11 protein-coding genes are annotated in these 12,090 nt (G+C 70.2%); 6 read left to right on the top strand and 5 right to left on the bottom strand.

Going from position 1 to position 12,090, the window contains the following annotated elements; translation table 11 throughout:
* Positions 1 to 2: 2 nt before the first annotated feature.
* Entirely contained in the window at positions 3 to 326 is a 324-nt protein-coding gene (locus IPJ17_09000; GenBank protein ID QQR75690.1) for a hypothetical protein, read from the bottom strand.
* Between the two features lie 189 nt (positions 327 to 515).
* On the opposite strand from IPJ17_09000, the gene IPJ17_08995 reads away from it, so the two are divergent.
* The 3 genes from IPJ17_08995 (at position 516) to IPJ17_08985 (ending at position 4,018) form a co-directional block, all read left to right on the top strand.
* Entirely contained in the window at positions 516 to 1,733 is a 1,218-nt protein-coding gene (locus IPJ17_08995; protein ID QQR75689.1) for an acyl-CoA dehydrogenase family protein, read from the top strand.
* 8 nt (positions 1,734 to 1,741) lie between these two features.
* Positions 1,742 to 2,725, top strand: a complete 984-nt coding sequence (gene glpX / locus IPJ17_08990) for a class II fructose-bisphosphatase (protein ID QQR75688.1) — start codon at positions 1,742 to 1,744, stop codon at positions 2,723 to 2,725.
* A 138-nt stretch (positions 2,726 to 2,863) separates the two neighbouring features.
* Complete coding sequence (locus IPJ17_08985; protein ID QQR75687.1) at positions 2,864 to 4,018, top strand: DUF4388 domain-containing protein; 1,155 nt, start codon at positions 2,864 to 2,866, stop codon at positions 4,016 to 4,018.
* 60 nt (positions 4,019 to 4,078) lie between these two features.
* On the opposite strand, the gene IPJ17_08980 is transcribed toward IPJ17_08985, so the two are convergent.
* Positions 4,079 to 4,747, bottom strand: coding sequence for a DNA-3-methyladenine glycosylase (locus IPJ17_08980; GenBank protein QQR75686.1), 669 nt, complete (start codon positions 4,745 to 4,747; stop codon positions 4,079 to 4,081).
* On the opposite strand from IPJ17_08980, the gene IPJ17_08975 reads away from it, so the two are divergent.
* From IPJ17_08975 to IPJ17_08965, 3 genes are read left to right on the top strand one after another with little or no spacing between them, the layout of a single operon-like run.
* Positions 4,746 to 5,681: an NAD-dependent epimerase/dehydratase family protein gene (locus IPJ17_08975; protein QQR75685.1), complete on the top strand. Its 936-nt coding sequence runs from the start codon at positions 4,746 to 4,748 to the stop codon at positions 5,679 to 5,681. The genes IPJ17_08980 and IPJ17_08975 overlap by 2 nt on opposite strands.
* A gap of 14 nt (positions 5,682 to 5,695) precedes the next feature.
* On the top strand, positions 5,696 to 6,388 hold the full coding sequence (locus tag IPJ17_08970; protein ID QQR75684.1) for a hypothetical protein: 693 nt from the start codon (positions 5,696 to 5,698) through the stop codon (positions 6,386 to 6,388).
* 21 nt (positions 6,389 to 6,409) lie between these two features.
* Positions 6,410 to 7,951, top strand: coding sequence for a transglycosylase SLT domain-containing protein (locus IPJ17_08965; protein ID QQR75683.1), 1,542 nt, complete (start codon positions 6,410 to 6,412; stop codon positions 7,949 to 7,951).
* An 89-nt stretch (positions 7,952 to 8,040) separates the two neighbouring features.
* On the opposite strand, the gene IPJ17_08960 is transcribed toward IPJ17_08965, so the two are convergent.
* From IPJ17_08960 to IPJ17_08950, 3 genes are read right to left on the bottom strand one after another with little or no spacing between them, the layout of a single operon-like run.
* Positions 8,041 to 9,267 carry a PP2C family protein-serine/threonine phosphatase gene (locus IPJ17_08960; GenBank protein QQR75682.1) on the bottom strand — a complete coding sequence of 409 codons (1,227 nt, stop codon included), beginning with the start codon at positions 9,265 to 9,267 and terminating at the stop codon, positions 8,041 to 8,043.
* A gap of 25 nt (positions 9,268 to 9,292) precedes the next feature.
* Positions 9,293 to 10,789: a D-alanyl-D-alanine carboxypeptidase/D-alanyl-D-alanine-endopeptidase gene (gene dacB / locus IPJ17_08955; protein ID QQR75681.1), complete on the bottom strand. Its 1,497-nt coding sequence runs from the start codon at positions 10,787 to 10,789 to the stop codon at positions 9,293 to 9,295.
* A 59-nt stretch (positions 10,790 to 10,848) separates the two neighbouring features.
* A complete protein-coding gene (locus IPJ17_08950) occupies positions 10,849 to 12,024 on the bottom strand; it encodes an esterase-like activity of phytase family protein (GenBank protein ID QQR75680.1) in 1,176 nt (391 codons plus the stop codon).
* Positions 12,025 to 12,090: the final 66 nt, after the last annotated feature.

The following is a 12,090-nucleotide window of genomic DNA, read 5'->3' as shown; positions in this document are numbered from 1 at the left end:
TCTCAGCGGCTGCCGGAGCGGGGATCGCCCGGCTTCCCGTCGGCCGGCCGCGGAGCGCGCGAGCGCACCCGCTGCTGGTAGCCGCGCAGCATCGTGAGCGCCCCGGTGAGTCGCTGGAGCTTGCGGTTGCGGAGCTGGATCGCCGCCAGATCCTCGAGCGGGGGCTGGTCGCCGCGCGTCTCGCGCAACGAGCGGTCGAGCTCGAAGGCGAGCTGATCGAGCTCCTCGACCGAGAAGCGCTGGTAGGTGCGTTCGGTCACCAGCACATACCCGCCGCCGATGTCGCGCGCCATCGCGAACGCACTGCCGCCCGGGAAGCTGGCCATTGGCGCGATCCTATCGCGAGCGGAGTTGCCCGCCGACGACACCGCCGAGCGGCGGTTCGGCCGCGGCAGGACGGCGCACCGGGAGCCCTCCGGCACCCCGGCGGTGCGAAGTGCGCGTGCTATGCTTTTTCGGGTTTCGCCGCTCCCGCCGCGCGAGCCTGCCACTCCCTTCCGCCAAGGAGGACAGACTTGAGCCGTTTCCCCGGAGTCGATTTCATCGAATTCGATGCCCTGCTGACCGAGGAGCAGCGGCTGGTGCGCGATACCGTGCGCGCGTGGGTCGAGGACAAGGTCAAACCGATCATCGAGGAGTGCCACCGCGACGCTCGAACGCCCCTCGAGCTGGTGCCCGACATGGGCAAGCTCAACCTCTTCGGTTCGACGATTTCGGACTACGGCCTGCCCGGTCTCGACAGCGTCTCCTACGGTCTCATCATGCAGGAGCTCGAGCGCGGCGATTCGGGACTGCGCAGCTTCGCCTCGGTGCAGAGCTCGCTCGTCATGTACCCGATCCACGCCTTCGGCTCCACGGAGCAGAAGGACCGCTGGATCCCGCGCCTGGCCACCGGCGAGGCGATCGGCTGCTTCGGCCTGACCGAACCAGACTTCGGCTCGAACCCGGGCGGCATGCGCACTACGGCGCGGCGTGACGGCGCCGAGTGGGTCCTCGACGGCAGCAAGCAGTGGATCACCAACGGCACGCTCGCCGACGTCGCGGTGGTGTGGGCGAAGACCGCCGAGGGGATCCGCGGCTTCCTGGTCGAGAAGGGGACACCGGGCTTCACCGCCTCGAACCAGCACGGCAAGTTCTCGCTGCGCGCCTCGACCACCTCCGAGCTCGGCTTTTCCAACTGCCGCATTCCGGCGGACGCGATCCTGCCGCATACGAGCGGGCTCAAGAACCCGCTCATGTGCCTCAACCAGGCTCGCTACGGCATCGCCTGGGGCGGTCTCGGCGCGGCGATGGAGTGCTACTGGACGGCGCTCGAATACGCCAAGCAGCGGATCCAGTTCATGGGCCAGCCGATCGCCAGCCATCAGATCGTCCAGGAGAAGCTCGCCTGGATGATCAGCGAGATCACCAAGGGACAGCTGCTCGCCCTGCAGCTCGCCCACCTCAAGGACGCCGGCCGGATCAAGCCGCACCACGTCTCGCTCGGCAAGCGCAACAACGTCTGGGTGGCGCGCGAGTGCGCCCGGCTGTCGCGCGAGATCCTCGGCGCCAACGGAATCGTCGACGACTACCCGGTGATCCGCCACATGCTGAACATCGAGTCGGTGTTCACCTACGAGGGCACCCACGACATCCACGGACTGGTCATCGGCGAAGCGGTGACCGGCATTCCGGCCTACAACCCCCCGATGCGGTCAGAGAAGGCGGCTCCGGCCGCCACTCCCGCCAAGTAGGAGATCTGATGTCCCTCGACCGATTCCTCGAGAACGACTTCATCCGTGTCACCGAGCGGGCGGCGATCGCCGCGGCCAAGACGATGGGCTTCGGCAACCGCGACGAGTCCGACCGCGTCTCGGTCGAGGCGATGCGCGAGCAGCTCGACCAGTTGCCGATGGCCGGACGGGTGGTGATCGGCGAGGGCGAACGCGACGAAGCGCCGATGCTCTACGTCGGCGAGGAGGTCGGTGCGCTGAAGGGCCGCGCTGACGCGGTGCAGATCGACATCGCCGTCGACCCGCTCGAAGGCACCAACCTCTGCGTCACCGGCGCGCCCGACGCCACCTGCGTCCTGGCGGCCGCCGAACGCCACGGCCTGTTGCATGCGCCCGACTGCTACATGGAGAAACTGGTGGTCGGCCCGACCGGCAAGGGCTGCGTCCACCTGGACGCTCCCGTGTCGGAGAACCTGCGCAACCTCGCCAAAGCGTTCGAGCGCGACATCGAGGACCTGATCATCGTCGTGCTCGACCGGCCCCGCCACGCCCAGTTGATCTCCGACATCCGCTCCGCCGGGGCACGCATCCGGCTGATCGGCGACGGCGACCTGTCGGCCGGCATCGCCGCGGCGGTGCGCGGTACCGGCGTCCATGCGGTGATGGGGATCGGCGGCGCGCCCGAAGGGGTGATCACCGCGGCGGCGATGCGCTGCCTGGGCGGCGAGATCATGGCTCGCCTGACGGCGCTCGACGACAAGCAGCGCGATCGTCTCCACACCTTGGGCTACCACGACCTCGGCAAGATCTACCGCACCGAGGACCTGGCGCCGGGCGAGCACATCGTCTTCAGCGCCACCGGGGTGACCGACGGCGAGTTGCTCAAGGGCGTGCGCTTCTTCGGCGGCGGCTCGCGGACCTCGACGCTCTTCATGTCGCTGTCGCGGCAGATCATCCGTTTCGTCGACACGATCCGGCGCGAGAGCACGTCGGTGCCGGTGCGCTTCAACTGAGTCGGCACCCGCGACGACGAGCGAGCGCCGGCCCGGTGTCGGTCCGCCCGACACCGGGCCGTTCTGTCCCCAGGGAGACCGCCGCCGGCTCCTGCGCAGCGTCCCCCCCGGGGTGGTGGCTATAATCGCGTTCCCGCCATGAGCATCACTGGAAATCTGCGCACCATGGAGCTCGCCGAGCTCCTCCAGTGGCTTTCGCAGGCGCAGAAGACCGGGACGCTGGTGGTCGACAACGGTCACGTCGAGAAGCGCATCTTCTTCCGCGACGGGATGATCATCTCGTCGGCCTCGACCGACCCGCGGGAGCACCTCGGCAGTTTCCTGGTCAGCCGCGGGTTCATCACCGACCTCGAGCTCACCCAGGCCGTCCAGATGCAGGCGAGCAACAAGATGCTGCTCGGCAAGATCCTCGTCACTCTGGGCGCGATCTCCGAGCAGGACGTCCACCGGATGCTCCTGCACAAGGCCGAGGAGAGCATCTTCGACGTGTTCGCCTGGCCGGAGGGCGAGTTCCGTTTTCTCGACAAGGAGCTGCCGGACGAGTCGATGGTGCCGGTAGCCATCGACGTTACCGGCATCGTCCTCGAAGGGATGCAGCGCATCGACGAGTGGCGGCGCATCCGCGAGACCATCCCCAGCATGCAGTGCATCCCGGTGGCGGTCGCCGCGTTCGACGAGAGCGAGATCGACACCGGCGGTCGCCAGGTGCTGTCGATGATCGACGACACGCGGACTGTCGAGGAGATCGCCGGCGCGGTGCATGCCAGCGAGTTCTACGTCTGCCGCCACCTCTTCCGCCAGAATCAGGCCGGCCGCCTGAAGTTCGTGCGACCGCGGGCACCAGCGGCTGCCGAGCCCGGGCCGACGGCGAAGGCGGCGCCGGCGACGTCGACCGGAACGGTCGTCGACGCCGACTCGCTCGGCGAGGCGGCCACCCGCCATCTCGGCAAGGGGGATCTCGAGCAGGCGCTGCGCTACATGCGCGCCGCTCGCTGCCTCGACCCCGACAACAAGAAGCTCGGCAGCGAGCTGACGCGCGTCGAGGACGGGGTCCGGCTCGAGATCGAGCGCGCCGGCGTCCTGCCGCAGGCGATCCCGGCGCTGGCGCGCACCATGGAAGAGCTGACGAAGCTGCGCATCTCGCCACAGGAGGGGTTCATCCTCACGCGGATCAACGGCAGCGATACCATCCAGTCGCTGCTCAAGCTCTCGCCGATGCCGGCGCTCGACACCCTCCTGCTCTTCTGGAAGCTCACCAAGGCCGGTCACATCCGGCTGCAGACGAGGCACTGACCGCGCCGACGCGGCCCCCGCCCGCGGCGTCGGAGCGGGCACCGCTCCTCGGCAGCAAGGTCACCTCAGCTGCGGTCGCGATACGTCGCGATGCCCGCGGAGGGCGAAGCGCAGCGGCCAGGCCGCCGCCTCGCCGGCGTAGGCGATGCCGACGCGCGGCGCGACGGCGACCGCCGGGTCCGCCACGGGAAGAGCCGCGACGAGCTCGAGCCCCCCGCCGGCGAAGGGCAGGCCGTCGAACCCTCGATCCACGCCGAGCCCGCGACAGAGGCGACCCGGGCCGCCGAGCAGGTCGCCCGACCGCGGCTCCCGGTCGACGAAGCCGCGACGGCGCCTCACCTCGTCGTGTCCGGCGACCACCTCGGCCGCGCGGAAGAGCACCGCTCCGCCACCGCCATCGGTGTTGGCGACCACGTTGAGACAGAAGTGCATGCCGTAGATGAAATAGACGTAGGCGGTCCCGGGCGGAAGGTAGAGCGCGGCGTTGCGCGCGCTCCGCCGTCCTGCCCAGGCGTGGCTGGCGCGATCCTCGGCCCCGAGGTAGGCCTCGGTTTCGACGATTCGCGCGACGATCGTCGTCGCGTCGATTCGACGCACCAGGAGCTGTCCGAGCAGCTCGCGCGCCACTCGGGATGTGTCGCGCGCGAAGAAGGTCGGAGAAAGCGGAGTCGCCGGGGTCTCTCCCGGGGGTGCCATCGGCTGCCCCAGCCCGGTATGCTTGGCCGTCATGGCGACCATCCTAGTCACCGGCGGAGCCGGTTTCATCGGTTCGCATCTCGCGGAGGCTTTCCTCGCCGACGGCCACCGCGTCCTGGTGCTCGACAGTCTGGTCACCGGGCGGCGTGAGAACGTGCCGGCCGGAGCGACCTTCCTCCACCGCGACCTGCGTGACGACGGCCTCGCCGACATCCTGCGCGGCGAGCGGGTCGACATCGTCGACCATCACGCCGCCCAGGCCAACGTGCGGATCTCGGTCGAGGATCCGCTCTGCGACGCCGAAGCCAACATCCTCGGTTCGCTCCACCTGATCCAGGCCTGCCGGCGGGCCGGCGTGCGCCGCCTGCTTTTCGCCTCGAGCGGCGGCACCGTCTACGGCGAACAGCACGCCTTCCCCTGCGACGAGACGCACCCGGCGCGGCCGACCAGCCCCTACGGCTGCGCCAAGCTCGCCGTCGAGCACTACCTCGAGGCTTACGGCGCGATCGGCGAGCTCGAGCCGGTGATCGTGCGCTACGCCAACGTCTACGGCGCGCGTCAGGATCCGAAAGGCGAAGCGGGCATCGTCGCCATCCTGGCCGAGAAGTTCCTCGCTGGCGAGACGCCGCGTCTCTTCGGCGACGGCGAGCAGACGCGCGACTACGTCCACGTCTCCGACGTGGTGGCGGCCAACCGCGCCCTCGTCGGCGACTGGCGACCCGGCACCTACAACGTCGGCACCGGAATCGAGACGTCGCTCAACGATCTCTACCGCATGATCGCCGCGCGCCTCGGCGCCAGCACCGAGCCCACCCATGTCCCGGCGGTCTCCGCCGAGTTGCTGCGCAACAGCCTCGACGCCGGGAAGCTCGCGCGCACGTTCGGCTGGCAGCCGCGCGTCGCCTTCGCCGACGGGCTCGACCTGAGCCTTCCCTACTACCGGGCGAAGCTCGCCGCCGCCGTCTGAACGGCGTCGCACCCATGCTGCAAACCGCCGTGCTTCCCGAGCTCTTCGCCGAGCTGCCCGCCGCGTTCGCCGCGGGATTCGACCCGGCCGCACCGTGGGCGCTGCTCGGCGAGCCGCTCGACGCGCTGCTCGCGGCGTTGCCGGTCGAGCGGATCGACGGGCGAGTGTCGCCGGGCGCGCAGTTGCTCGGCGAGCGAATCGTCGTCGGCAAGGGGAGCCGGATCGCGCACGGCGTCGTCATCGAGGGCCCGATCTGGATCGGCGAAGACGTCGAGATCCGTCCCGGCGCCTACCTGCGCGGCGGCAGTTGGCTCGGTGACGGCGCGGTCGTCGGCGCCAACACGGAGGTCAAGCGGGCGATCTTCCTGCCGAAGGCGCACGCCCCGCACCTCAATTACGTCGGCGACTCGATCCTCGGCCGCGGCGTCAACCTCGGGGCGGGGACGATCCTCTCCAACTTCCGCCACGACGGGCGGACGATCGGCATCCCCCACGGCGGTACGCTGCTCGCGACCGGCCGGCGCAAGCTCGGCGCGATCCTCGGCGACGGCGTGGCCACCGGCTGCAACAGCGTTCTCCATCCCGGGTGCATCGTCGGCGCCGGCACGCACCTCTATCCCGGCGTGCAGCTGCGCGCCGGCGTCTATCCCGCCCACCGCGTCATCAAGCTCCGCCAGGAGCTCGAGATCGCCGAGCGGCGGACCTAGCCCCTTCGAGGAGAGACCCGCGTGAGCCTTCGATCCGCCCGAGCCTCCTCGTTGCTCGTCGTGACGTGCCTGCTGCCGGCGCTTGCCGCTTGTCACCCTGCCCCTCCGACGACCGCCAAGCGCCTGGCACCTTCCGCCGCTCTCGCTGCACCGGCGACCCCGGTCGCGCCGACACCAGTCCCCACCCCGGAGCCGACGCCGGCTCCGCCGCCGCCGCAGATCGTCCGCGGCGTCCTGGTCGAGGCGCAGCCCCCTCTCGAGCCGCTCCCCGCCGAGTCGGCCAAGCCGGGCAGCGGCGACGCGATCGACAACGAGCCCGAAGCGACCGAGGACGAGGCCGCAGCGGCTCCGCTCGCCGCCCAGAAGGAGGCGCTCGAGCTCTGCCAGGAGGCCTCGACCCTGCTGTCGCGCGGCGAGGTCGATGCGGCGCTGCATGCCGTCGACCGGGCCTACGAGAAGATGCTCGCCCTGCCGAACAACGGCGACGAGACCTACCTGCAGGCCAAAGAGGACATCCGCCTGCTGGCCGCCGAGCTGATCCACCGCGCCTACACGGTGAACGCTCCGGCCGGTGGCAAACCGCGGGCCTCGTGGGACCTCGGCCTCGCCCTGGTCGACAACGAGCACGTGCAGCGCGAAATCCGCAGCTTCACCAACGGCGAACGCGAGCAGTTCCTCGAGGGTGTGCGCCGGTCCGGTCGCTATCGCCCGATGATCCTCGCCAAGCTCGAGGCCGCCGGGTTGCCCGCTCAGCTCTCCTGGCTGCCGCTCGTCGAGAGCTGGTTCAAGGAGCGCGCCCTCTCGCGCGCCGCCGCCTACGGGATGTGGCAGTTCATCGCCTCGACCGGCCTGCGCTACGGGCTGTCGCGCGACACCTGGATCGACGAACGTCTCGATCCCGAGAAGGCCACCGACGCTGCGATCGGCTACCTCGGCGACCTGCACGGCTACTTCGGCGACTGGATGAAGGCGCTCGCCGCCTACAACTGCGGTGAGGCGCGGCTGCTCCGCCTCGGCCGCCGCTCGGACGCCGAGTATCTCGATTTCTGGGACCTCTACGAGCAACTGCCGCTCGAAACCCGACGCTACGTGCCCCGGCTGCTCGCAGCGATCCAGATCATCGAGAACCCCGAGCGCTACGGCATGGTGCTGCCGACACCCGACCCACCGCTCTCCGGCCTCACCCTCGCCCAGGTGGAGAAGGCGGTCGATCTCCAGAAGCTCGACGAGGCTCTCGGGCTGGCGACGAGCACCCTTGCCGATCTCAACCCCGAGCTCCGACTGAAAGCCACGCCCAACCGCCCGTATGCGCTGCGCGTCCCCGAGGGGGTCGTGCCCCAGCTCGGCGAGAAGGTGGCGTCGCTTCCCACCTACAGCAAGCCGGCCGGTCGATCGGGCGGTCGAGGGGCTCGCGTCGGCTCGGGCGACACCTACCGCGTCCGCGCCGGCGACACGCTCTCCCGCATCGCCGCGATGCACGGCACCACCGTCGCTCGGCTCCGCGCCGCCAACGGCCTGCGCACCGACGCCCTCAGCATCGGCCAACGGCTGCGGATTCCCTGAGCCGAGCGAACCACGGTCGGCAACCGGACCGGGAGCGCTCCTTCGAAGTCGGGGGCGAGGTCGAGAGGCGACCGCCGACCTCGTCGCGGTTACGGCGCCGAAACCACCACGAGCGTCCGGTCGTCCTCCGGCGGTTCGCCGCCGGTGAAGCGGTCGATGTCGGCGAAGAGCTCGTCGACGATCTCGCGCGCCGGTCTCCCGCGCAGGCGTGCCGCGGCCGCCGCCAACCGTTCGGCGCCGTACTCTTCGCGTTCCGCGTCGTGCCCACGCGAGGCCTCGATCACTCCGTCGGTGTACAGCACCAGCAGGTCGCCCGCCCTCACATGGACGAACCCCCGCTCGTACGAGGCTTGCGGCAAGGGCCCGAGCACCGGGCCGCCCTCGGTCAGGAAGTGCGGCGGCCCCTCGGCCGGCAGATGGAACGGCGCCGGGTGCCCGGCGTTGACGTAGATGAAGACGCCGGACGGCTCGAGCTCGCCGTAGAAGACCGAGACGAAGCGGCTGGTCAGCGTGCTCTGGTGGATGATTCCGTTCAGGCGCTCGACGGTGCGCACGATCTTGAAGTCGCGCGCCAGCCCCATGCGTAGCCCCATGTAGATGTCGCGCACCTGCAGCGCCGCCGGCAGGCCGTGGCCCGAGACGTCGGCGATCGCCAGGCCGAGCATCTTCTCGGTGATCGGGATGAAGTCGTAGAAGTCGCCGCCCACCGACTCGACGGTGCGGGTGGCGCCGTGGATGTCGAACTGGTGATACGTCGGCGCCCGGCGCGGCAGGATCGACGCCTGGATCTTGCGCGCTTCGCGGAAGACCTCCTCCATCCGCTCCTGCCGCAGCTTCTGGTTGATGCTGTGCCGCAGCACGCCGAGCGAGAAGAGGACGTCCTCGCGGTGATGCCCGGGAGCGACGTCGAAGGCCAGCAGGTAGGCCTCCTCGCCGACCTCGATCGCCGCGAAGCGCGCCACGCCGAGTTGCTGCTCGAGTCCCGGGTCGACCCGCGGGTCGTCGAGGTCCATGTCCACCGTTCCCTCGCGCAGCATCGCCTCGATCGGCGGATAGTCCGCCGGCAGCCGTGTCCCCTCGGGCACCGGATGGGCGTCGGCGAAGGTGGCCATCAAGACGTAGTCGTCTCCCTCACGCCGGTAGAGGCGACCGCCGGAAAGTCCGAGCTCGTCGCGGAACTTGCCGATGATCGCGTCGATGAGGCTGTGGATCGTGGCGGCGATCTCGTCGGACCGCTCGATGGTGGTGACGACCTGCTCGACCTTCTTCATCAGCCGCCGGTAGTCGGCCGGGCGGGCCTCGGGCGATTCGACCAAGAAAACCTCGCGGTAAGAGCGGACCTCAGCCCGCGTCGACGATCGCTCGCACCACCGCGTCCTGCGCCCGGTGTGCTTCGCCCAGGCCGCGGATCTGGTTGCAGAGGATCGAGAAAGCGTAGACCTTCCCGGACTTCGCCTTGGCGTAGCCGGAGAGCGTGGAAACCCCCGAAATCGTCCCCGTCTTGGCGAAGACGTTGCCGCGATAGGGCGCCTCGGCGAGGCGGCGCTTCCACGACAGTCCCGGCTCGCCGCTCCACGGCAGAGACAGCAGGAACTCGCGACTGAAGCGGTGGCGGTACATCTTCTCCAGCAGGATCGTCATGCCGCGCGCCGTCATCCGGTTGCCGCGCGCCAGGCCCGAGCCGTCGACCAGCTCGAAGCTCCCGACCGGCAGCCCGAGGCCGAGCAGGAACTCGCCCACTTTGGCGACCCCGCGAGCCCAGCTCCCCTCCCCCGCCAGGCGCAGGCCGAGCGTCTTGACCAGCGTCTCGGCGTAGAAGTTCTGGCTGCGCTTGTTCGTGACCTCGATCGTCAGCGCAAGGTCGCTGCGATGCTCGGCGACGCTCTGCCATTCGCCTTCGGGCAGGCCGTGGACCTCCCGCGGCGCACCGACGACCTCCACACCCTCCTCGGCGAGCGCCGCGCGCAGCGCCGCGCCGAAGTAGGCGACCGGGTCGACCACCGCCACCCACTCTTCGGCGGGGCCGGAGCGGGCCCAGATCGAGCCGCCGACGACGATCTCGTCGCTATCCCCCTGCCGACCGACGAAAAGGTGGCTCTGCCGCTTGTCGTCGGTCGTCCGCGCACTGTTGCGGATCTTGAAGTACGGCAGCTTGGGCACCGTCTCGGCGCGCGCCGGGTCACCCGGCTTGGCACCCGGCGTCACCCGGACCAGCACGCAGTTGTCGCTGAACGAGAGCCCGTCCACCGGAGCCTCGTACCAGGTCGTCAGTTGATCGCGCGGCCAGTCCGGGTGGACACGAGGCTGGGCGAAGATGCCGTTGACCAGCAGCAGGTCGCCCGCCACTCGTCGCACGCCGAGGGCGGCGAGCGCACGGCCCCAGGGCCGAAAGACGGCGTAGGGATCGCCCTCGCTGAAACGCCCCGAGATGTTCGGGTCGCCGCTGCCCACCACCGCCAGGTCGCCGAGCAGCGTCCCGTCGGCGATCGTCCCCCGTGTCAGGACCTTCGTCTCGTAGAGCGTTCCGGGGCCGAAGGCGTCGAGCGCCGCCGCGGTGGTGGCGAGCTTGGTGTTCGAGGCGAGGATCCGCAGCTCGTCGGGCGCCAGGCCGAAGACGCTCCGCCCGGTCTCGAGGTCGACCACGCTGATGCCCACCGCTTTCGCGGCCCGCTTGGCGAACACCGCCTGCTGCGTCAACGCCTGAACGAGCGTGGTCGGGCGTTGCGCCGGGCTCGCCGCCGGCGTCCGGGCCGACGGCGCGGGCGCGCCGGCAAGCGGTGGAGCGAAAAGGGCGGCGAGCAGCAGGGCGCTCCCTGCGAACCGGAAACCAGACGTCATGCCGCGATCATACCGGCGCCGCGCCTCGCCGCGAAGCGGCATGATCCGGGTCCCCTCGCTCAACGGGGGGAGAGCGTCAGCGCAAAGACGAGGACCTGATTGATCTGCTGGCCGTGCTTGTAGTTGTCGTCGGAGACCAGGACCAGCAGGCGGCGTCCGTCGGGAAGCCGACGCCCGAGCGCGAGCCCTTCGAGGTTGTCGAGCCGAATCCCCAGCCGGGTCAGATCGAGGAGCAGGCGCTTGCGCACCGGACGCGGCGGCGGTCCGTCGGTCATCGCCAAGCGCGACGAGATGTCCTCGGCACCCGCCGTCTCCACGGCGAAGATGCGGATGTTGTACCCGTGGCCCCGCTCGAACGAGCGTTCGAGCGCGAGCAGATGGCCGGCGTCGATCGCCTCGAGATCCACCAGACCCGCCGCCCGCACGGCGCCAGGCTGTGGGCGGAAGCGCGGCGGCTCCACCGGGTAGAGCCATTGCCGGTCCCAGCGACGCGCCTCAAGGTCGTAGCGCAGCAGACGCGACGGGCTCGAGATCCCCGCCTCGCTCGGTGGACCGTCCTGCGCCAGCGCGTTTTCGGTCGCCGTGAAGAGGTAGCGACGATCCGGCGTGGTGGTGAGCGACTCGAACGCGAGGTTCGACCGCACGCCGCGGCGGCCGTCGGCGGTCGGGACGAAGGCCTCGGGCAGCGGCAGGTCCTCGCGCCAGGCTCCGTCGGCAGCGAGGTGGGTCACGAAGGGAGGAATCAGCCGCTCCCCCCAGCCCTCCGACGACACGAAGACGTCCCCTTCGCCGAGCGCCGCGATCCCCTCGAGGTCGGCTCGCTTGGCCTCGAGGGGACCACCGCCCTGCTCCCGGATCGAGGTCCAGCCGCGTACCTCCGCCCGGATCCGCCGGCCCTTGCCGTCGGGCTCGCCTTCGGGTCGGATCGACAGTCGATAAAAACGCGGCGGGCCGAACTCCGACTTGTCGTCGCTGATCGCGAGGAAGTCGTCTCCCGACACCCAGGTGAGCCCCGAGAGGCCTCCGAGGATCGTCCCGTTCAGCTCCAGCGAGGGAAGGACTGCCCGACCGAGCAGCTCGAGTCGCCGCGGAACGACGCGCTCCTGCTCCGCCTGGCGCGGCGCGGACGCCGTGGCACAGCCCAGCAGGCCGAGCGACGCGAATCCGGCCGCGGCGAGGGCCGCGGCCGGCAGGAATCGGACGACGAAAGGTCGGGGCCGGAACGAAACGAGCATCAGAAGGGCGAATCGTAGCGCATCACCCTCGCCGTCGCGCCATCGCGGCGACCGATTCCGCCACGA

It is taken from the genome of Holophagales bacterium (genome assembly GCA_016699405.1).
In the GTDB taxonomy this organism is placed as follows: Bacteria; Acidobacteriota; Thermoanaerobaculia; order Multivoradales; family JAGPDF01; genus JAAYLR01.
The sequence above is the reverse complement of the archived record's forward strand: the minus strand, read 5'-3'. Positions and strand labels throughout refer to the sequence as shown.